The organism is Eximiradius proteiniborus, assembly GCF_058546985.1.
The window spans coordinates 663663-687067 of sequence record NZ_CM178592.1; the positions used below are offsets into that span (position 1 = coordinate 663663).

A 23405-nucleotide genomic window follows, 5' to 3' on the forward strand; every position below is an offset into this window, starting at 1 on the left:
CTATAACCTTGGTATCCACGAATATATCTCTAATACAAATGATTTTAAAGTAGAGAGCATAAAAGGTAATAAAATTACGATTAATAATACTACTGATAGTATTTTGGGCACAAATGTTAAAGTCTGTTCTGAAATTGATGTAGCAGCCTGAAAAATTGATATAATTAATCCTACAATTAATGATACAATTAATAGAGGTCCCACTATTAATAAAACGTGATAAAAGGCTTCACGAACAATATGGATAACAAATTGGTCTGTCATTATATACTCACTTTATGATGCTTTTCATTAAAGAATCAACTACTAAATACCAACCATCAACCAGAACAAAAATTAGGACTTTAACAGGTAATGAAATTAATTGAGGCGGCAATAGAAACATACCAAGCGACATTAAAGTTGATGCAATTATCATATCAAGAACTAAAAAAGGTATAAAAATTAGAAAACCGATTTGGAAAGCAATTCGTAATTCACTTAATGAATAAGCTGGGATAATTGCCCATATCGAGACGTCTTCAATTGTGTTTGGCTTATCTCCACCGCTAAGCTTAATAAATAATCCAAGATCTTCTTCTCGAGTGTGTTTTAGCATAAATTCCCTGAATGGCTGAATCATATTGTTTACAGCCTGTTCCTGGTTTATTTCCTCTCTCAGATAAGGTTGCAATCCCTTTTGGTTTGCCTCATTTAACACCGGTTGCATAACAAAAAATGTCAGAAAAAGTGCTAAACTTGTAAGCAATTGATTAGGTGGCTGGGTCTGAGTTCCAAGTGCTTGTCGTAAAAAATGAAAGACAACTATTATGCGAGTAAAAGAAGTCATCATAACCAATATTGACGGTGCAAGCGTCAATATTGTCATTACGACAAGGATCTGAAGCGTAAGAACTAAATCATCCTTGCCGTCAGCCATATCAACATTTACTGATAATTTAGGTATAGCAATGGTGTTTTTTGCAGGTACTTCTTCCTGCCTCTGAGCGTACAGATTGCAATTTAATAGAAATATCAATATTGCTGTTAATATATATCCAGTAATTTTCATTTTCAATCGCATTTTTCTTGTTTGAATGCAATGAAAATGCCACATTATTGGATAAATAATTTGGTCTTTATAAGTTGTTGTTATGTAATAAGATAATATTGAACTATGGTTTATTAATATGTTTCAGTATGTTTATTTTTTGCTCAAATAAATACTATTGAATAATATTAGCCTATAACCCAATAAAGATAAATCCGAGGACAATTTTAAACAAATATGCAGAAATTGTTGCAACAATCAAGCTCAGAATTGCTGAAAAAATTACTACCTTTATTCCAAATTCTTTAAGAATCACAACAAATGTTGTTAAGCAAGGAAAATAAAATGTAACAAAAATAATAAAAGAAACGACCTGAATAATATTAAGCGGCAATTCGCCAATAAAATTAACTCCAAGTGCCTGATTTGCCATTACTAATATTAGTTCTTTACGCAAAAAACCAAAAATCAAAGTTGAACCGAGTTGTTCTGGAAGCCCAAGAATTGTAGTTAATATTGGCTCAAATATAATATTTAAATAATCAGCAAAATGGAAGTATTCCAACCAACTCAGCACAATACTACCAAGAAGCAGAAAAATAGACGCTTCTTTCAAAAAATCCTTTGTTCTAAGCCAGGTAGTCCTCATCGAACCCCGAACAGAAGGACGCTGTAATCTTGGAATATCTAATATTAAGCCAGTTGGTTTTGTGAGAATTTTTGACATTACTTTCCCGTGCAAAGCCAGAATAAAAAGAACATAAGCAAAAACAACAACAGCCCAGAATGGTCCGGTGAATGCAGCTGCTAAGGCAAAAATTACTGCTATTCTTGCAGAACACGGCACAAATGGAATAAGTACTGCGGTAATCATTCTGTCACGTGGATTTTCTATCATTCTGGTTGCATAAATTGCAGGAACAGAGCAGCCAAATCCCAAAATAATCGGTACCACTGATTTTCCGTGTAAGCCAATTTTATGCATCAACCCATCAATTAAAAATGCAACTCGCGAGAGATAACCTGTTTCCTCAAAAATTGATGTTAATAGAACAAGTGGAATAAAATACGGAAGCACTATTCCAACTATTCCAATGAATCCTTGAACTGCACCGTGCGAAGAAATATATAAAAACAGATTGATATTACGTAATTTTTCAACCTCAATAGTGATTAAGCTGAGCGGTTCTTCAGTTAAACTGGATAAAAATTCACCTAAAATAAAAATCAAAAAGAAATATAAAAAGAAAAACACAGTAAGAAAAAAATATCCATATACTGGATGCAGAAGTAAATTATCTATCTTGTTAATAAAAGGTGTTTTTCTTGTTGGTTGTATTATGCATACTTGTTCAGAAATTTTCATAGCTAAGTGGTGTCTTTCGTACGAAATGCATTCAAAACCATCCATACCGTGTTCTTTTTGCAATGCTTCCAGCACTTCTTTTTGAATATTTTCGACATGTTCGGTTATCGTTTTTGATAATATATCCGGATTTTCAATCGCTTTTATTGCATAAAATCTCGAAGATACTTCATTTCCATTAATATGATTTCTGATTTCTTTTTCAACTTTTTTTAATTCTTCTTCTAAATGATGTGTGTATCGAAAAATAGTTTGTTTATAATTTGTTTGATTTGATAGTAACTTATAAATTTCATCCAACAAATGTTTAGCACCTTTACCGTATAAAGCTTGAGTAGGAACAACCGGCAAGTTCAATAGTTTGGAAAGTTTTTCGGAATTAATTGTATGTCCTTGGCTATTAGCAATATCTTCGAGATTCAAGGCAACTACAATAGGAATGCCAAGTTCGAGAAGTTCAATTGTGAGTTCTAAGCTTCTTGTGAGCATAGAAGCATCAACAACGTTTATTATAAGATCAATTTTTTGATGAAGTAAAAACTTAACAGTAATTTCTTCTGCAGGGTGAATATAATTTAACGAAAAAAGCCCTGGCAAATCTATTAATCTTAATGTATCACCATATAGATTTACATCTGTTGAATTTACTTCGACTGTGGGTCCAGAACTAACGACTTTAATATCGGATAGAACTTTAAAGAGCGTGCTTTTCCCAGAGTTAGGTTGTCCGATAAGTACTGCTTTATAAACTTTGTTCATTCTAAAACTCTACAAAAATTTTATCAGCTAAACCTCTTCCAATGGCAACTTTAGAATTACCGTTGGATTTGTTTAATATTAATACTGGTCCCCACTTTGCCCAATTTTGTTTGATGATAATATCATTAATATGTATACCCAATATTGCTAAATGTTGGCGAATATCTTTGCCAGCTTGAACATCAATGACTTTCAGATTTCTTTCTGCTGGTGCTTCTATCAAACTTACTTTTGCCATAAAAATAAAATAATTCCACAATTAGGAATAACTAAATTACAAAATAGTAATAACTAATCAAAATTATATAATAAAAATCAATAAATTTCTTCAGTTATTCTATTTGAATTTGTTAATTAGAAAAAATAAAAATGAACTTAAAGAGAATTAGAAAATTAAATACCAAGCCTATAGTTAATGGTGAAATAATATATTGGATGAGCAGAGACCAGAGAGTTGAAGATAATTGGGCATTGGTTTATGCACATAAATTAGCTAATGAAAATGGCAGAAAATTAAAAGTAATTTTTACGCTTGATTTTACTTATCCATTAGCTAATTATAGAAGCTTCTCATTTATGTTAGAAGGGCTAAAACAAGTTCAAGATAAATTGTATGAGTTAAACATCTTTTTTGAATTATTAATTGGTAATCCGATCAAAAAATTAAAGGAATATCTTAATCTTAATCAAGTCGCGGCAATTGTTAATGATTTTGATCCTTTGAAAATAAAGCAGTTATGGAAGAAAGAAATTGCGAATATTGCCGATTGTGCTTTCTTTGAAGTAGATGCTCACAACATTGTTCCAGCGTTTTACGTTACTGATAAACAAGAATTTTCTGCTTTCACAATACGCCCTAAGCTACATAAGTTGCTTAATGAATTTCTCGAGGAATTCCCCAAAATTGAATATTATCTTCAAAATGGCAATATTAATAAAATTGACTATTTTCAAAATATTGATAATTATCTAAAACGAATTGACTATATAAATCCAGTTACATTTAAACCCGGAGCAAACGAAGCAATTAATGTATTAAATTTTTTTATTGAAAATAAGTTAATGCATTATTCTGAAAAACGAAATGACCCATCTATTAACTATCAATCAAATCTATCGCCTTACTTGCATTTTGGGCATATTTCTGCACAAAGGGTTCTTCTTGAAGTTTTGTCGAAAGACGGTATCGAAGAACATTCGAAAGAATTTATCGAAGAACTGTTCGTAAGACGTGAGCTTTCTGATAATTTTTGTTTATTCAACTCAAATTACGATAATTTTGATGGTTTCCCGGAATGGGCTAAAGCTACACTTAATAAACATCGAACTGATAAAAGAGATTTTATTTATTCAGTCGAAGAATTTGAAACTGCTAATACACACGATATATATTGGAATGCTGCTCAAAAGGAAATGCTTACAACTGGTAAAATACATGGTTATATGCGTATGTATTGGTGTAAAAAAATTCTCGAATGGACAAATATCCCTGAGGAAGCTCAGCAAATTGCTATTTATTTAAACGATAAGTATTCTATTGATGGACGAGACCCAAATGGTTACACTGGTATTGCTTGGTCGATTGGAGGAGTTCACGATAGACCTTGGCAAGAGAGACCTGTATTTGGTAAAATTAGATATATGAATGATAAAGGATTAGTTAGAAAATTCAATATTCATTCATATGCTGAAAAGTGGGGATTTTCTTAATAAATTTTGATTTTCCAATTAACATTTTCATTTTCAGAAGATATTATCAGACACTCTGCATTTTGAAGCAACCCATAGTTGAGAGAATATTGGTAGTGTTGTGTAGAAAAATTTAAAGCTTCTCCATAGATTTTAATTCGAATGTACCGATAATCGCAAATAACATATTCTTCCTTATTGACAATTTCAACACCTGGAAACAGATGTAATAGAATTTTTTTGTTTCCTTCATGCTTACAATAGTCGTTAAACTCAATAATTTCATCTTCAAAAGTAATTATTCTTCTACAAGGATATCTGAAAGCATAATGCTCGGCAATTATTGATTTATCAGAAAATTTGATTATTTTTCCTTTTGCAAGGTGCTTTTCTATCCAAAATAAATCATCTTTTGATTTTTCAGAAAAAATATTTTGTTCGAAACCATCGTATAAAATTGTATTATGAGAACAAATTGAGCGATATCGATTTCTTATTTTAGGGGAAGGAGTGTAGCAATACGTTCCTGCATTAACAATAATAGGTAAATTATCAACGAATAGTTCAAACGATAAACAATCACTATGATTATGACCACCTTTGCCTTTTTGTCCAAGTTTTCCAACTGAGAATACTAAATGATATTTTTTGTCCCAAACAGAGCAAATGCCAGATTTTTCAAATAATTTACCTTTATATATTTCATTTGAATTTTTGTTTTCTGTATACTTATTAATTGAAACAATAATATCATCAATTGAATTGATATTATATACAATATTTGATTTGTCTCTTAAAATTTTCCCAACATAATATTCATTATATCTTTCATACATTTTACTTTTTATTGAGTCATAAAAAAAGCCGGCAAAGAAACTCATACTATTCCAAGGATTATTTGCGCTATGAAACAAGAAATCCATTGTATTAACTTTCTTTGGTAAATATTTCACATATAAAGGTGTCAGATGAATAAAATAACCTCCATCATTATCTCCGAATTGTGGGACATAATGACTTTTTGTGGTATTGAACAACAAAAATTCAAAAATTCGAAATAGTTGAGAAAGTAACTTATTGCTAATAACTATCTGCTCGTCTATTAACTTAATATATTTACTTCTTAATTTGTGAAAAAGTTCGAATCTTGATTTAGAAATACTGAGAGCAGAGAATAATGAGTAGAATACCATTTCTGAACAAAATCTATGGTATGGCATCGATCCTTCGAAATTCCCTCCATCATCGTAAAATTGATAAAAAATTTCTTTTATTAGTTTGTTGAATGAATTGACAAATAGTTTCTGACTATAATTGTTGGTCGGCAAATATGTAGAAATAATCAAAAGCGAAGAAATGCAAGCAAGATAATGATTGCCGCGCAATCCAGAATTCCATTCAGGATTTTTTCTTACAAATTCAATATGTTCAAATAATGTATCTAAAAGTGTTTTCTCGAAAAATTCATCAAATTTTGCTCCTGCTTGCTTAAAAAAGCTATATGCAACTATTATATTTACAGCTCTTATTGCGGCGTCCATCGGAGAAATCCATTGCACACCAAATTTGGGCGGATTCGAAATTCGGAAATCTAAGATAATATTCTTGAAAACACTTTCGTAATGTGTAGCTCGTTCTTTGTTCCCAAAATGCGTAAATAGATAATATGCGTACGATAAAGTAATTAAATACTGCATACGTCCAAGTTCCCAAGGAACTTTAATATCAGCGCCTTTGACATTACCATATTTAATTTTACTTGAGACACTGGATATATTCCAATGATAATTGCTTTTGAAATCAGATTGCCAGTCAATAAACTTATGTTCTTTATCAATTTGGTCTAATAATGATAAAGCAGTTTTCCTATTTTCCTTGTTGGGAAAAGATTCTATTAATTCAATGATTTCCGGTTGAAATTCTTCTTTAATATTATTATGCTTTTTCTGTTCTATACGAACTGTTTTAATTCCACTTCCAAGTAAGTCGAATTTGTTTTCTGAAACAAGTGCTGCAACAGCTTTTATTTGTTCAGAAAAGTGATTTATTATTTCAATCGGAGGCAATGGAATTGTATGATAATGAATGCTTTTAAACCATTCAGGAGCCGATAAGTATGTTGCTTTCCTTTTGTTTAAATAAGAAATTATTGGTGTTAAAAGATGATTAATAGATTTTTGAAAAATCTTCCTGAAAGCAATGAGTGGAGATATTCGAAGTATTTTGATGATTTTGCTCAATTTGAAACGAAATTTTTTTAAAAAAAACGATAAGTATAAAAATTATTGTAAAAATAACTCAATTGATTTTTTGATTTTCCATAATAACTCTATAGCATCAGCATCACTTTTCAAATGTGCTTCAAGATGTAATTTCGTTTTTGTTTGCTTTAAATTTATATTATTCATAGTATTTACAAATTCTACAAGATGCAAGAAAATGTTATTATAATAATATTCATCAGAGGTATCGGGAAATTCAGCAATTAATTTCTTATTTTTCAATGTTATCTTATTAAAACCAGTATTTAGTGAAGCAATTCTTAATCGAACAGCAAAAATTAAACTTTTTGCTTCTTCCGGTAGTTTTCCATATTTATCAATGATTTCTTTAGTCAGTTCATCAAGTTCCTTATTTGTTTTACAATTATAAAGTAATTTGTAATAATTAAATCTGTCAGTCGAATTTTCAATATAATATTCAGGAAAGAAAGCATCTCTATCGATTTCAATTGTAATTTCTTTATCCAGCGATTTGGGAAAATGTTGAATGTCTTGAAATAGTTCGGGATATTCTTGGGTTCTTAACTCATAAACGGCTTCATCTAATATTTTTTGGTATAATTCATATCCAATATCAACAATAAATCCACTTTGCTCTGCACCTAAAAGATTGCCTGCACCTCGAATTTCAAGGTCTCGCATTGCAAGACGTAAGCCACTTCCTAATTCAGTAAACTCTTCAATTGCTTGAAGTCGCTGAATGGATTGTTTCTTTAGTATTTTAAAGTTAGGGACTACAAGAAAGCAGTATGCCTGAGTATTTGAGCGACCTACACGCCCACGAAGTTGATAAAGTTCAGCCAATCCAAAATTATGAGCATTATTAATAATCATTGTATTTGCGTTAGGAATATCAATTCCTGCCTCAATTATTTTAGTAGCAAATAAAACACTAAATTTTCTCTCTAAAAATTTTTTCATTACTGTTTCTACTTCATTTGTTGGCATTTGCCCGTGTACAATTCCATATTTCATATTAGGCAATAACATAGAAAGATCTGCTGCCAACTTATCAATTCCTTCAATTTTATCATTAACAAAGAAAACCTGCCCGCTTCTATTTACTTCATCTATAATAATTTTTGACAAAAATTCAAGGTTAAATTCTACTATCTCAGTTTCTATTGGTAAACGATTTCTTGGAGGTGTTTCAATTATGCTTAAATCCCTAGCCCCGAGTAACGAGAAATTCAGTGTTCTGGGTATAGGAGTTGCAGTCATCGTAAGAGTATCAATATTCACTTTTAACTGTCTCAATTTTTCTTTTGCAGCTACTCCAAATCTGTGTTCTTCGTCGATAATAAGAAGCCCTAAATTATTAAATTTCACATCTTTGCTAAGTAGTCTATGAGTTCCAATAATAATATCTATCTTACCTTTTGCAAGATTCTCAATGATTATCTTTTGCTCGCTCTTGGATTTAAATCGAGATAATACATCAATTTTAATAGGATACCTCGAGATCCTGTCGGAAAATGTTTGAAAATGTTGCTCAGCAAGAATTGTAGTGGGGACAAGAACGGCTACTTGCTTACCAGCATTTGCTGCTTTGAAGGCGGCACGAATAGCTATTTCTGTTTTTCCAAAACCAACATCTCCGCATATTAATCTATCCATTGGATAACTGTTTTCCATATCTTTTTTAACTGCAGCAGTTGCAGATGCTTGATCAGGCGTATCCTCAAAATAAAAAGATGCTTCGAATTCTTGTTGCCAAATGTCATCAGCCGGGAATGCGAATCCTTCACTGCTTTTTCTTTCTGCGTATAGTTTAATTAAATCTCTTGCTATATCTTTAAGTCTGGACTTTATTCTGCTTTTTTTACGTGTCCATTCAGATGAACCTAATTTTGTGAGTTTTGGGACAACACCTTCGCTTGAGGTATATTTTTGTATTTTGTGAATATAGTTAAGATGAACGTATAACAAATCTCCGTCAGCAAAAATAATTCTTATTGCGTCTTGTTTGTTTCCTCCAATCTCAATTGTTTGAAATCCATCAAACTTACCAATACCTTTATCTTCGTGAACAATATAATCTCCTATTTGAAGTTGTCGTAATTCTTTTAGAGTAATGCCTTGATGCTTTTTAGATCTTTTAGAGGGAGCTACTCGTTGGCGATTAAAAATTTGATGTTCAGTAAAATATGCAAATTGCTCTTCCTCAATAATAAAGCCTGAAGATAGTGAATAATTTTGCCAGATGATATTTTTTTGCAAATTGTCGAATACAATATCGTCATTAATTGATAATTCGAGCAATTCTTTTAATCTTTTTAAGTGAATTTCTCCGTTTGCGGCAATTATTATATCATATTTTTGATTAGCAAGATTTATTAATTCTTCTTTAAACTTAGCGATTTGAGAGTAATAATTCGGCTGTGGATTTATGTTTATGTTAATATCTGCATTACCTAATGGATTTAGTACAATTGAATTATAAGATGAGAATTTATTGATTAATTGTTCGTCAGTTTCTATATAATCAAACACTATTATTGTATTTTTGTCAAAATACTCAAAAATGTTACCGTAAAAGTTATTTGATGCATCGAAAGTATTATTAATAAAAGTAACTTCGCTTAGATTTTTTATACTACGTTGGGAAATAGGCTCAAATTCTCGAATATTTTCAATTTCATCATCCCAAATTTCAATTCTGATTGGGTTTTCAAATCCAATTGGGAAAATATCAATAATGTTTCCCCTGATTGATACTTCTCCATGCTGCGAAACAAATGTTTCCTTTTGAAAACCATTAAGTAACAAATTTTGTGTGAAAGTAACATAATCTATTTTTGAACCTTTTTTCAAGGTTATTCTTTTCTCATTTATTTCATTTATTTTAGGCAATTGCTGAGATAAGATAGCTTTATTTAATATTATAATACCAGAATTGCTTTCAATAATTTTATTTAATCCTTCAACTATATAGGAAAGATTAATATTCAATTCTTTTTCAATTGTTTTTTGTTTTGGTTCCTTAATAATTGAAACGTATTTTTCATCTATAAGTAAAATTATATCATCGTACCAGGATTCTGCCTCTGTATTATTATCACAAAGAACTACATATTTAGCTCTGCATTTTGAGCAAAGAGTAGCTAAAAATATACTTTTTACTGACGAAATTAATTTTTTAATACTTATTTCAAATTTTTGACTTGAATTGATAATTTCATTGATTTCATTGATAAATCGGTAAGATGAAAATTTTGAAACCAACAAAGTTTCTTTTTCAATTAAACTATTCATAATAAAATTTGTTGCTAATCTTGAAATTTAATAAGCTTATATCTTGATTAAATTTAGTAATAAGTGAGTTGAAAGTATTTATATTATTAATGATTTCTTGCTTTTTTTCAACTAATTTTTCAAGTTTATCCTGAATGTTTGCTTTTTGGGAAATCAAATCTTGTAGCATTTTCTTGATTTTTTGAAAACTGCCTTTGTCTTTCTTGATTTTTAAATATACAATTATCCTATTTAGCGAAACAATCCCTGCAAGAATGACAATAAACAATGAAAAGATAAAATCAATATTAATTAATTTGACAATGTCGTTTATCAGCACAAAAATAACAATAAAAATAGGTAATAGTATATATATCAGTTTCGAATCGTGCTTATACTTTTCAAGTAAAGCTTCAATCTCTGCAATTTCATTATTAATTACAAACAAGTTTGCTTCCAATTGAGAATATTGTGTCTTTATCTCAGTTTCGTTATTGTATAAATTGGTGATATTATTTGTCAATATTTCCAGTTCATTTGAAGAAGCTAACAATTCTTTTTGTACTTGTTCAAGATATTTATCCCAAGCTTCACGTATTTTCAAGTTGGTGGTTTCGAATAATTCTGTGCCGCAATATACTTCAAGAGACAATACAATCTGAGATATTTTACTATTTACAAAGTAAAGACCATTTTTTTCTTCAAAAAATACTGGATATTTATCAATAATTTTTCTTACAGTCGGTGCATTATCTCCAAAAACATATTGGATAGCAAAAAACTTATCAAAGCACTTGAAATATGAGAGCATTCTTAAAAAACGACGTTCCGACTCTTCGAATGTCTTGAACAATGTATAATAATTATTAAATAAATCAGCAATAATTTCTAATGATTTTGCTGTTTGTGGAGTCTCATTTCTGATATTATTGACAATAAATGTCCTAATTTCATCTTTAACTCTTATTCTATTATTAGTAATTTTCTCACAAAATTCGTGTGAATTTGATAAAAAACAAAATGCATCATCAATATTATCGCCAATTAGTGGAAGGAATTCGAGTGTTTCAATATCAAAGCTATCAAAAAAAGAAACTGATAACAAGTAATCTCTCTGTTTTTCTGTTAGATAATTAAATGCACGTTGAACAACTATATTCTCAATTTGAGAATAATCCGAAACTTCTCCATCACCCAATAGCACTGCTTCTGAGACTAAACTTAATATAAAAGGGTTACCTTTTGAATACGAATAAACAAAATCAATGCTATTACGTATATCGATGTTTTTTTGAAAAAAGAAATCTAATACCTCTTCTTTTGTGAAAGGAGATAGCTTAAAATGGTATTGAGATAAGCTTTCATTTTCCTGGATTTGATAATATTCTCTGCTTGCTAAGATAAATGTAAGGTTAAGGTAATCACCAATTTTAAGATTGGAGAAATCTGTCAAATCACTAAAAACTTCAGAAATATTTGCGTCGAGTAGATTCAATAAATGATTGAAAATCCAATGGTTTATTGTGCCAGCTGCAATGTCGTAATTGTCAATAATAAAAATAAAATCTTTTCTCTGCAAATTATCTAAGTCAATTTGATTATTAAAAAAGTCAATAACAAAGGATTTTGCTGTAAGCTCAAAAGAATTGCATAGGAATTGGAAATCATCTGATGATAATTCTTTTTCGGTACTTAATAAGTCAGCAAAATTATTTTCTTTATTTTTTTCACAAACAAATTCCGGGATATTTTGCAGTCTATACTTTTCTCTGATAGCTTTGTAGATTATAGGATTATTAGTTCTATGATAATTTAACAAATTATGAAACCTGTTCCTTAGTGCAAAGGTCTCTTCCGGGTCGGCGGACAGCATATTCGAGCAAGACATTGACAATGTATAAGCAAATTCGTGCAAAAATTCAATTTGTTTACTGTGTTGGTAATCATATATAATTGTATTGGGATAATTATTAGTAATCTGGTTCTTTAATTCATTTAATAAAAAAGATTTGCCACTTCCAAATGTTCCATTTATAAATATTACGGTATGTTTTTCTTTTTGAGAGTTGATAATATCGACAATATCATTAACAATATCAGGCATAATTATGTTATAATATTAAAAATTACATTTGTTAATTAAAAAATGCAGATCCAAACCGTATTTTTCTTTCATTTAATAGATATAAAGAAGTTATTTGATAAAAACAGTTCTTTCTAACTCAGCTATATCCTTTAAATATTTGCCATTTGGAAAGTTCTTTTTATATAATTGAATAATACTCTTTGCTTCATCTATTTTTTCCATTTCTAACAAAACTTGAACTTTTCCTAAAAACGAAGGTTCATAATATTCAGTATCATTATAATCTTTAATAACAGAATTATAATAAATCAATGCAGAATGTGGACTGTCAAGTTTTCTATATAGATTAGCCGTAAAAAAATCTCTATATGCAAGTTTGTTTCTTAATTCGCTTATCTTTTTACTTGCTTCTGGACTTAATGAATCGTCGGGATAAATGTATTGAAATTCTTGAAATGCTTGAATTGCTTTTTTGGTATATTCTTGGTCCCGGTCGAATTTTGGGGAAAGTTCGTAGAATGATAGAGCAGTTTTAAATAGACTTGTTTTGGCATATACACTTCCTGGATAGCTTCGCCGTAACTGGTTATAATTGAATGCAGCTAAAACATACTCTTTTCGTTTATATGCAATTTCGCCTAAATAGTACTGGGCATCATCTGCCCATTCAGTAGCCGAATACTGTAACTTTATCATCTCAAATAAATTACGTGATTCTAAATAATCTTCTTTATTAAATAACTCGACAGCTTTATTGAATACCGACTCAGGATCACGACTTTCAAATTTATCGGTACTTTTACAACTAATTAGAATTATTGCAAGAAAAAAGGAATATGCTATTAATTTTAATTTCATTATTGACTTAAAATTATTCAATAAAAATATATCTTATACAAAATTATTCATTTGTTAAGCAATTTCCAATTTTTTTCTTTGAATTAATTCTCGTTTGTAGTTAAGTTAATATCAATGAAGAAGGCTAAAAAAATATTTTTAATACTCTCACTATTAATATATTTCAATCCTTTGCTTGCAGATAATAATTACTCTATAGAAGAATTACTAAAGATATACATTAATTCTAACGATACAGTTAAAAGCTTGAATTATTTAAGTGTATCTTATGGAATTTCTAATTTATTGTTTGGGAATAGATTTAAAGATGACTTTTCAAATAACTATGTTAGCAAAATTGAATATGGTTTTTATAGAGACCGTTTTTTCGATGAATTTAATATCCTATCTTTTTCGTCTGAATTTGTTTATTTAGAAAATATATCTTCTCATTTTAAACCACAAAAAATTGAAAAAGGAGAATTAACAGTTGATGGATGGAACTTTGGCTTTGGACTGAATAACGGTTATGGATACAATATTTCTAACTCTTATAATTTACTTTTGGAACATTTTTCTGCAATTAATTGGAATAGGATTGACTTTGAAGTATTATCTAAAGACACTAATTTATTTTACTTACAAAAAAAATATGACGAAAAATATAAGTTTGGGTATTTATATTCAGTCGGAATTAGTTTTCAAGCTAACAATAAGATAATTATTGGAACAAAATATTCACAGAACATTATTTTTAATGATGTAAATACTAAAGACTTTCTTAAAATATTGTTGTTTGATAATTTATTCCAATTTTGGATTGAGTTGTTTGATCCGGTTCTTCGTGATAAATTCAAAGAGTACTACCCTTTATTGAAATTCCTTTATAAAAATTCTATTTCGATTACTTTCTCAAATCTACGAAAAACAAAAGAGAGCTTTCCTTTTGGAGATCATAATATTCCATTAAACATTAATAACGTAACAATTAATATTTCCTATATTTTTGAATGATTTTTTTTGGCATAATTTCTGCAAGCCACTATTACGAAATTTAATTCTTAAGACGTGCGACAAGTTGTCGCTTATTGCGAGACAAAATGTCTTATATGACAAAAATACATATAAATAGGAGGTAAAATATGGGAAAAATTATTGGAATTGATTTAGGAACTACAAACTCAGTTGTAGCTGTAATGGAGGGTTCTACCCCTGTTGTAATTGCAAATGCAGAGGGAAGTAGAACAACTCCGTCAGTTGTGGGATTTACAAAAAATGGTGAAAGATTAGTAGGGCAGGCAGCAAAAAGACAAGCTATTACTAATCCCAAAAATACTGTTTATTCAATCAAACGTTTTATGGGACGTCGAATAAACGAAGTTGATGAAGAAATCAAGATGGTCCCTTATACTGTCGTTCCGTCAGAGGATGGACAAACTGTCAGAGTGGATATTGATGGTCGCAAATACTCTGCACCTGAAATTTCAGCAATGATTTTACAAAAAATGAAGCAAACAGCTGAAGATTATTTAGGACAAAAGGTTGAAGAGGCTGTTATTACTGTTCCGGCTTATTTTAATGATGCTCAACGTCAAGCTACAAAAGACGCTGGCGAAATTGCAGGTCTTAAAGTTCGTAGAATTATCAATGAACCAACTGCTGCTGCTTTAGCTTATGGCTTAGATAAAAAAGGAAAAAATTTAACCGTCGCTGTTTATGACCTTGGAGGAGGAACTTTTGATATTTCGATTTTGGAAATAGGCGATGGTGTCTTCGAAGTTAAATCTACCAATGGAGATACTCATTTAGGTGGAGATAATTTCGACCAGAGATTAATTGATTATCTCGCTGATGAATTCCAAAAGAATGAAGGTATTGATTTAAGAAAAGACCCAATGGCTTTGCAACGTTTGCGCGAAGCTGCTGAAAAAGCAAAAATTGAACTTTCACAAATGCTGCAAACTGATGTAAATTTACCATTTATCACTGCTACACAAGATGGGCCTAAGCATTTGAATATTACAATAACTCGTGCAAAATTTGAAAGCTTATGTGCTGATTTGTTTGAAAGAACTCTTGGACCAGTCGAAAAAGCCATAAAAGACGCCAAACTTACTCCAAATCAAATTGATGAAGTTATTTTAGTTGGCGGCTCAACACGTATACCGAAGATTCAAGAACTCGTTCGTAATTTCTTCGGCAAAGAGCCTTCTAAAAATGTTAATCCTGATGAAGTTGTTGCTGTTGGTGCTGCAATTCAAGGTGGGGTGTTGGCAGGTGATGTAAGCGATGTATTGCTGCTTGATGTTACTCCATTAAGTTTAGGTATTGAAACACTTGGTGGAGTAATGACAGTTATGATACCTGCAAATACAACAATACCAACTCGTAAATCTGAAATTTTTTCAACTGCTACAGATAATCAAACTTCAGTTGAAATACATGTACTTCAAGGTGAAAGACCTATGGCAGCAGATAACCGCTCGCTCGGACGTTTTCATCTCGACGGTATTCCACCTGCACCACGTGGTATTCCTCAAATTGAAGTTACTTTCGATATTGATGCGAACGGTATTTTGGGAGTTTCTGCACGCGATAAAGCTACAGGCAAAGAACAAAATATCAGAATAGAAGCTTCTTCTGGTATTTCAAAAGATGAAATTGAAAGAATGAAAGCTGAAGCTCAGAAGAATATGGAAGCCGACAGGAAACGTAAGGAAGAAATTGATTTGAGAAATCAAGCTGATACATTGGTTTATTCTACTGATAAGCAATTAAAAGAAATTGGTGATAAAATTCCCTCTGAACATAAGTTGAAAATCGAAAATGCAAAAGAAAAACTATCAAATGCTATTAAGTCGAATGACATTAATGAAATAAAGAAAGCGATGGATGAACTTAATTCAGCTTGGAGCAGTGCTTCTACTGCTATGTATCAAGGTGGAGCTGCGCCAAACAATACTCAAGCTTCTTCTGATGGTTCTGCTGCAAATGAAGCTAAAAAAGACGATGGAGTCGAAGAAGCTGATTTCACTGTTGTTGACGAAGATAAGTAGTATTATTTACATATCAATTCTAAGATATTTGAGGCTGAATTTTCTTTTTCAGCCTCTTTTTATTTTATTTTTATAAAAAATATTCTATTTTATATAGAGTAATTTTGCTCATATAGTAAATTTTTTTTAGTTTTTTCCGATACTTAGTAATAATACTATATTTTCTTATTATGATTGAAAATGATAATACATATCCTCAGAAAATACTTGATGGCAAGGTGTTTGTTAATGTTGCCAAAAGTAATGAAATAGTTGAAAAGAAAGGATACAGATTTATCTTTTATGATGATTTAGATTTTCAGATTGCAATTTTCAGAATTAATGGAAGCCTTTTCTGTATAAATAATATTTGCCCACATAGACATCAAGATAAACTTTTTGAAGGTATTATTAATGATGATTTAACAGTTACTTGTCCTTTACACTTCTGGACTTATTCTCTACTTACAGGCAGGAATGTCAATCAGAAACAAGGTATCAGACAACTTGATGTTTATAAAATTTTTGAAGAAGACGGATTGGTTTGGGTAGAAAAACCCTTGTATCAACCACCTAAATGGAGAATTCACAATGAAAAAGAGTAATTTATTATTCATATTATCGTTTGCTTTGTTATTAATTAATTCTTGTTCTTACAAAATTATCGAAAGACAGTTTGAAGGAAAATCGATTGCCAGAGAAGGCGATACTATCAATATTTGTTGGAAATTTGATAAAGCTGATTATGTTGTTGTTGAAGGCGTGCAAAATCATTTTGCCCCAAATGAATGTTATAGTATTGTTGCTAAAGAAAATAAAAAACTTAATATTACAGCTATTAATTACTTCGATACATTATCAAAAGTATGGGATATAATTATAAAAGATAGGATAAAAACTGGTTTATTTGATAATCTTTCTGAAACGTCCAAATCGTTCAATTCTTCAAATTACTTCTCGGGAATTGATTTGGATGGCTTGAATTCAGCTAAACAACTTAAAGTTACTTCTTTCAAAGTTGAGAATAAAAAAATTAATGTCGATTTTATTATTCTTGACGAATTTGGAAACTTTATTTCCAATTATGACACAAGAAAACTCTCTGTATCAACTGAAAGTCAAAATGTTGATGTTGATAGTATTTATCAAGTAGAAAATAATCAAAATGATGTTAATAAACTCTATTTTTTTATAGATAATTCGTTTCCCTCTGATAATTTAGATTATTACTTTACTGGTATTTCTAATTTATTAAATCAATTACAAGATTATGAAGTTACAGTAGTAATTTATAATCATAAAAATTTAACAGAATTAAAGTTTCCAAGTGATAATTACGATGATAACTTGATACCAAATGAAAAAGGATTAAATAACTTATACTTTACTTTATATCATTATCTGGCAAATATTTTTAATTCTGAAAATGAAAATGTGCTTATTATTAACTTATTGTTTTCAGGAGATAATTCTTCCTTAGTAGTTGATGCAAAGGATGTTGCATCATTAGCAAGAGAAAAACGATGTAAAATTTATAATATTATTCCTGGTGATGAGGCAAGTACTCATTCATTTTTATATCTATCTCAATTTACTGGTGGCAGATTGTATTTTACCGAAAAAGGTAATCGGGACGAAGTGATTTCTGCCATTAAAGAAATATTATATTCACAGTCTTATCATTACAGTGCAAACTTTTCTTATGATATTAATTCAAATGCTAAATTTTTTGTGAAAACAGAAGATAATAATAATGTTCAGGATGCTTTTTCTGTTTATGCAGAGCCAGAAGATCAATATTCCGATAACCAGATTTTAGCATTGTTTGATTATAGAAGTGCTGAACTTTTAGAGAGTTACACTAATAATTTAGACATATTAGCAGAAATTGCAATCAATAATCCAAATTATACTTTAGAAATAATTGGATATGCAGAATTTGAAGGTAAAGAATCCGATACAAAAAATCTTGCTCAATACAGAGCACAAATTGTTGCAGATAAATTAATAGCGTTAGGCGTTAGTGCATCTCAAATTCGCGTTGTTTCTGAAGGAAGTAGCAAACCAATATATTATTTACCATCTAAAGACTGGCAAAAATTATATAATAGAAGAGTTGAAATTAGATGGATTACACCTGATGATTTACCATATGAAATTATTGAAAATATTTACCCATCAGAGGAAATTGCCCAAAATAAAGTAGATTTTTGGAAAGAAAGAGGATATAAATCTTATTATGAAAGATCCTTAAAAAATAATAAGCCCTACTATAAAGTTAAACTCTGGGGTTATGCAACAGCCGAAGAAGCAGAAAAAGTAAAAAAAATATTGAGTAAAAAATATAAAAGCAATTTTCAAGTCAGATAATAGATTTCCCATCTGATTGCTCAAACGGGAAATCTCATTAATAATAACTACTTTTCAAAAAAAGAATGAACTAATTTCTGGATTGTTTCATTATCAATTTGTTCAATAATTGATTTATCATAGTTAATAGAATATGCAGATAATTCTGCTTCGAGCTTTTCGTTTTCGGTATTAATATAATCATCAGCTTCTTTTCCAAACATAGCTAATGAAACTATTTCCTTAATATTTTGCGTTTCAATTTTACATATCCAATTTTTGTATGGTTTTTGGTACAAATCTTCAAAGTTCTCTCTGATTTTAACATTTGCTCCAACAACCTTTAAACCGTCTAAATTCAACTTAAAATAAATATCAAGCGTATTTTTCTTTACAACAAATAAAGGGTTTTCCTTAGACAAAATTATATTTAAATTTGCAAAGTCAATAGTATCAATTATCCCCAACAACTTCATTGCAAAAGTATCTAAACCAAAACGAATAAATCCATTTTCTTCAATATATCCCCAAATATGATTTTTCAATAGAAAATAACCTGCTGGGATATTTTCAGTCAATGTAGTCGTCTTTATTGACTTTTCAAGCTCTGACTTAATTTTTTCACGTCTTTTCGAAAGATGCTTTCTTACAAAGTCATTTAAACGATTGTCGACATAAGGTTTTTGAATAAAGTCAATAGCACCTTCTTTAATTAAATCATAAGGTGTTGTAGAGCTAACGCTTTCCGTTATTATAATAACATCAATATCGGGTCGCTTCTGTTTCATTCTGTTTGTGAGTTCTTCGCCAGAGATATCTTTTGTTTTTTCCCCAGTAAAAACAAAATCATAATGATTTAACAAGCAAAGCTGATATGCCTCCATTCCGCTTGTAACAGAATCTACTGAATAACCATCTAGTACTAGCAAGCTACGTAGTTTGTCCAATAATTCTTCGTCTTTTTCAACAATTAATATTCGTGCTAATGGATTTTGTAGTTCCACTCTTTTGAGTGAACTCGAAATTTTTGAATAATCTTTTGACAAACTCTCTTTCAATGCTTTTTGACGATGTTCTTTAAGCTTCTTTTCAGAGGCTTTCTTAACAACAGTTCTTATAAGAACTTCGATAATTATTACTAATATTATTACTGAAATTGTATATATCATAACTGTTTCCTCTTATTTAGTAACTAATCTACCTGGTTTTTGTTTTGGATAAGAAAAATTATCATGGCAATCGTTACATACAGTTTTCTGTGCAAAATTTCTTGACGGATGACAACTTTCGCAGTCTAATTCTTTATGAATTTCATCTAAAATCAGACCTGTGCGCCTATGGTTGAATTTCCCAGATACAAAGTCTGAATGACATGAGGTACAATTTGGATTAAGCTTATTCGGAGGGTTCATTTTAGTATGACACTTTTCGCAAGCTAATTTACTATGATGTTTACCTAAGTCGAAACCAGTTTGTTTGTGGTCGAATTTATCCTTAACCTCATTCATATGACATTTGTTACAAGAATTATCTTTATGGCAAGAGATACAATTTTGATGAACAACTTCAAATGGCTGTCCTTTTAAATTGTGCTTTCTTGGTTTGTCGTAAGTTCTATCAACATCGTGGCATTTTGTACATCTGTCATTCATATGACAAGTTTTACAAGTAAGTCCAAAAAGCTTTACGTGTTCATCGTGATTAAATGTAACTAAACGTCCATTTGCACTATTAGTTTCGTAAATAATTTTAGGCTGAGAAGCATATTCAGGATGATTTTTCCCAATTAATTTACTAACTTTTTTCTCGACATTTTCTTTTGTTTCTTTTGAAATTGGCAAATGGCAATAGGAACAATCATTTGAATGACTCCAATCTCTATGACAGCTATAGCACTGACGATGAAACGAAGCAGTTAAATCAGGGCGAGAAATATCTTTACGTTTCCTTTCTTGTTGGTGGCAATTTTCACATTTTTCGATTGGTCCAGCAATATTATAATGATGACATCCATCGCATCCAATAGAAATATCTGCCATCTGAGCATGAATAAGATGAGAGAAAACAACTTTTCCATATCGTTTGCCATTATTATTTAGAATAACATATTGTGGACCTTCCTCAGGTTTGTGATCAATAGTTATTAATTCATTTCTTGGACAAGCAATCAAGCATGGATTTTTCTTTGTTGGAAAATCGCAACTATGACATTTTTTACATTCAATTGGTAGTCGTTGATGTCCATCATTTGGCTTAATAACTATATCTTTTGATTTATTTTCTGGTTTAGCTTTCGGAGTTTGATTTTGTCCAATAATAAAACTACTAATAGCAATAAAAACAACAACAAATATTAGAATCTTATTTTTCATCTTATCTCTCCTCAATGAATTGGATTAGAAAGTGTTTCTGGTCTATGATCAGTTTCAGGCACACTAATAATTGGAAATATCATTACAAATGCTCTATATAGTAGTACTAAGAGTGCAATTAATCCAACAGTAACAGAAATTTCACCAAAAGACGGGAAATATGGAGACTGTGAGTAGGGTGGATGATAGGCAACAACGAAATTATTCAATCTATTAACAAATACTCCGAAAACAACTAACGTTGATGCAATAAATAACCACAAAGGTGAGTTTAATACTGCTTTGGACATAAACATCCTTAGTGGAATAACCACTCCCAGAATAATTTCAATCATAAACATTACACTGTGGATATTAATCTCGGCTAAATATATGTATGTTCCTCTTATCACCATATCTCCAATTTTGAAAGATAAATAAATAAACAGTAAAAGAGGAACTAAAGAGCCAAGCCTTCTTAACACAGGCATTTCAGGTTCTAATTTAAATGATCTTGAGGCAATTAAAGACTCAAAAATTACCATTGGAAATCCAACAGATATTGCAGACAACAGAAACAATAATGGCAATATTGGTGTCTGCCATAAAGGATGCATTTTACTTCCTGCAATTATCATTAGTGTACCTAATGAAGACTGGTGTAAAGTAGATAGCACAACCCCTGCTATAAAGAAAATAAACATTACTTTTGATAATGTTCTATCGAGAAACCTTAATATTTTGTCTAATAATTTATTAAAAATGGAAAAAAGACCTGGCAGATTAACTTTACCTATGAAACGTTCCGTAACAATAGGAAGGAACTCAATATAAAGCACAGTTAAATATATCATTACACAGATGCCAACTTCAAATAGTGCAGAATTGGGATTCCACATAATTAATGGATGCCAAATGTAATACCAACGTCCAATGTCAATAAATACACCCAAAGCAACAAAAGTATATCCAAGCATTGCGGTAAGAAGAGCAGGTCGAACAACAACATGATAATATTCACGGTTCATGACATGGCTCAAAGCAGCAGTAGTAAAACCACCTGCTGCTAATGCAACTCCTGTTGCAACGTCAATAGCAATCCAAATACCCCAAGGATATTGCTGATTAAGATTTGTAACTGAACCTATTCCAAAAATAAACCTCATTGCAAGAAATATTAAACCGTTTAATGCAAGCAAACACAAAACAATCACTCCCGGAGTGAAATATTTTATTTTTAAAGGTTTTGGTATCAATCCTTCCATATAATCCTCCTATTCTTCTTCTAAATCTGAACGTTTTTTTGTAAGCCACATAATTCCACCAAGCAGTGAATAAAGTGCTATTGGTGGAACAAAGTATGCAAAAATGCCGTGCTGTATGCTTTCTGAAACACCAGGGGCAGGTGCGAGTTTAAGTTTAGGCATTCCGAGTTCCCACATTTTTTTATTACCAATATAAACCCACGATGTTCCGCCAACTTCTTTCTCCCCATAGATATAGTTTTCATATCTATTGGGATATAGAGAGATTCTCTCTTTAGCAAGTTGGATAATTTCGTTACGTGGACCATATGTCATAACTTCCATTGGGCATATCTCAACACAAGCCGGAATCATACCTTTTTTAGTTCTTTCAATACAGAAATCACATTTCATTATTCGTGGCTCGATTGCTTTTTCATATTCAAAAGTCGGAACTTGAAATGGGCAAGCCACCATACAATAGCGACAGCCAATACATTTGTCTCCATCCCAAACGACACTTCCGTTTTCGAATTTACTAAATGCTCCGACAATACAGGCTGAAACACAAGCTGGATGGTCGCAATGATTACATTGTGCTTTTACGTAAATTGGAGACAGCTTGTTTTTGGGATTTTCAAATTCATTAACAACAGTTAGAGCTTTTTCATTAGGACGTCTAAAGTTTTTAAAAACACTACGGTCATGATATTCATCTAACTGACCAGCTGGAATATTATGGGCTTCTTTGCAAGCCCACTCACAATGACGGCATCCGATACATACTGTTGTATCAACAAGCACACCCATCCTTTCATCTGAAAGAATGTTTGTAGGAGTTGCATTAGTGCCCTGAGTGCTGATAGCAGTAACTGAAGCAATTGCAGCCGCCTTTTTCAAAAAATTTCTTCTGTTAATTTTGTCCATAACATTTAATAAAATTATTAATAATATTTCATTTGTAAATTAAGATTAAATACTAAACACTCTTTCATTAAAATATTAATATTGCTAACAAAATGCAAAAGAAAAATAAAAAAAATCTAATTATTTACTTGAAAATATTAGATTTATCTATGTTTATTTTTTAGTCGAACTAAAATTTCTTTATATTTAATATGAATTAGAATATAGCAATGCATA

Annotated in this window: 17 protein-coding genes; 5 read left to right on the top strand and 12 right to left on the bottom strand. The window is 30.5% G+C overall.

What is annotated here, in order from left to right; translation table 11 throughout:
* The 4 genes from fliQ to ACY2LT_RS02820 form a co-directional block, all read right to left on the bottom strand.
* Positions 1–264 carry a flagellar biosynthesis protein FliQ gene (fliQ, locus tag ACY2LT_RS02805; RefSeq protein WP_491816240.1) on the bottom strand — a complete coding sequence of 88 codons (264 nt, stop codon included), beginning with the start codon at positions 262–264 and terminating at the stop codon, positions 1–3.
* A gap of 7 nt (positions 265–271) precedes the next feature.
* Positions 272–1051 carry a flagellar type III secretion system pore protein FliP gene (gene fliP, locus ACY2LT_RS02810; RefSeq protein WP_491816242.1) on the bottom strand — a complete coding sequence of 260 codons (780 nt, stop codon included), beginning with the start codon at positions 1049–1051 and terminating at the stop codon, positions 272–274.
* Between the two features lie 172 nt (positions 1052–1223).
* On the bottom strand, positions 1224–3155 hold the full coding sequence (gene feoB, locus ACY2LT_RS02815; RefSeq protein WP_491816244.1) for a ferrous iron transport protein B: 1932 nt from the start codon (positions 3153–3155) through the stop codon (positions 1224–1226).
* 1 nt (position 3156) lies between these two features.
* Complete coding sequence (locus tag ACY2LT_RS02820; protein ID WP_491816245.1) at positions 3157–3393, bottom strand: FeoA family protein; 237 nt, start codon at positions 3391–3393, stop codon at positions 3157–3159.
* A 131-nt stretch (positions 3394–3524) separates the two neighbouring features.
* Here ACY2LT_RS02820 and phrB point away from each other — a divergent pair, with 131 nt between their 5' ends.
* A complete protein-coding gene (phrB, locus tag ACY2LT_RS02825) occupies positions 3525–4865 on the top strand; it encodes a deoxyribodipyrimidine photo-lyase (RefSeq protein WP_491816246.1) in 1341 nt (446 codons plus the stop codon).
* Here the strand turns inward: phrB and ACY2LT_RS02830 are convergent.
* From ACY2LT_RS02830 to ACY2LT_RS02845, 4 genes are all read right to left on the bottom strand, one after another.
* Positions 4862–7084 carry a heparinase II/III domain-containing protein gene (locus tag ACY2LT_RS02830; RefSeq protein ID WP_491816247.1) on the bottom strand — a complete coding sequence of 741 codons (2223 nt, stop codon included), beginning with the start codon at positions 7082–7084 and terminating at the stop codon, positions 4862–4864. The genes phrB and ACY2LT_RS02830 overlap by 4 nt on opposite strands.
* A 42-nt stretch (positions 7085–7126) precedes the next feature.
* On the bottom strand, positions 7127–10381 hold the full coding sequence (mfd, locus tag ACY2LT_RS02835) for a transcription-repair coupling factor (protein WP_491816248.1): 3255 nt from the start codon (positions 10379–10381) through the stop codon (positions 7127–7129).
* Positions 10374–12464: a hypothetical protein gene (locus ACY2LT_RS02840; protein WP_491816249.1), complete on the bottom strand. Its 2091-nt coding sequence runs from the start codon at positions 12462–12464 to the stop codon at positions 10374–10376. Before ACY2LT_RS02840 ends, mfd begins: the two co-directional genes overlap by 8 nt.
* A gap of 90 nt (positions 12465–12554) precedes the next feature.
* Complete coding sequence (locus ACY2LT_RS02845) at positions 12555–13304, bottom strand: outer membrane protein assembly factor BamD (RefSeq protein WP_491816251.1); 750 nt, start codon at positions 13302–13304, stop codon at positions 12555–12557.
* A 114-nt stretch (positions 13305–13418) separates the two neighbouring features.
* Between ACY2LT_RS02845 and ACY2LT_RS02850 the strand changes: the two genes are divergently transcribed.
* The 4 genes from ACY2LT_RS02850 to ACY2LT_RS02865 all read left to right on the top strand — a co-directional run bounded on the left by ACY2LT_RS02850 (position 13419) and on the right by ACY2LT_RS02865 (position 18688).
* A complete protein-coding gene (locus tag ACY2LT_RS02850; protein WP_491816253.1) occupies positions 13419–14297 on the top strand; it encodes a hypothetical protein in 879 nt (292 codons plus the stop codon).
* A gap of 128 nt (positions 14298–14425) precedes the next feature.
* Positions 14426–16339, top strand: a complete 1914-nt coding sequence (gene dnaK, locus ACY2LT_RS02855) for a molecular chaperone DnaK (protein ID WP_491816255.1) — start codon at positions 14426–14428, stop codon at positions 16337–16339.
* A 170-nt stretch (positions 16340–16509) separates the two neighbouring features.
* A complete protein-coding gene (locus ACY2LT_RS02860; protein WP_491816256.1) occupies positions 16510–16923 on the top strand; it encodes a Rieske (2Fe-2S) protein in 414 nt (137 codons plus the stop codon).
* Positions 16910–18688 carry an OmpA family protein gene (locus ACY2LT_RS02865; RefSeq protein ID WP_491816257.1) on the top strand — a complete coding sequence of 593 codons (1779 nt, stop codon included), beginning with the start codon at positions 16910–16912 and terminating at the stop codon, positions 18686–18688. Before ACY2LT_RS02860 ends, ACY2LT_RS02865 begins: the two co-directional genes overlap by 14 nt.
* A 47-nt stretch (positions 18689–18735) precedes the next feature.
* Here ACY2LT_RS02865 and ACY2LT_RS02870 read toward each other — a convergent pair whose 3' ends face one another.
* From ACY2LT_RS02870 to ACY2LT_RS02885, 4 genes are read right to left on the bottom strand one after another with little or no spacing between them, the layout of a single operon-like run.
* Positions 18736–19836 carry a response regulator gene (locus ACY2LT_RS02870; protein ID WP_491816258.1) on the bottom strand — a complete coding sequence of 367 codons (1101 nt, stop codon included), beginning with the start codon at positions 19834–19836 and terminating at the stop codon, positions 18736–18738.
* Positions 19837–19848: 12 nt separating this feature from the next.
* Entirely contained in the window at positions 19849–21039 is a 1191-nt protein-coding gene (locus tag ACY2LT_RS02875) for a cytochrome c3 family protein (protein ID WP_491816260.1), read from the bottom strand.
* Positions 21040–21050: 11 nt separating this feature from the next.
* On the bottom strand, positions 21051–22283 hold the full coding sequence (nrfD, locus tag ACY2LT_RS02880) for an NrfD/PsrC family molybdoenzyme membrane anchor subunit (protein WP_491816261.1): 1233 nt from the start codon (positions 22281–22283) through the stop codon (positions 21051–21053).
* A 9-nt stretch (positions 22284–22292) separates the two neighbouring features.
* Positions 22293–23162 (bottom strand): 4Fe-4S dicluster domain-containing protein, encoded by an 870-nt coding sequence (locus ACY2LT_RS02885; RefSeq protein ID WP_491816263.1) that lies wholly within the window; start codon positions 23160–23162, stop codon positions 22293–22295.
* Positions 23163–23405 lie beyond the last annotated feature (243 nt).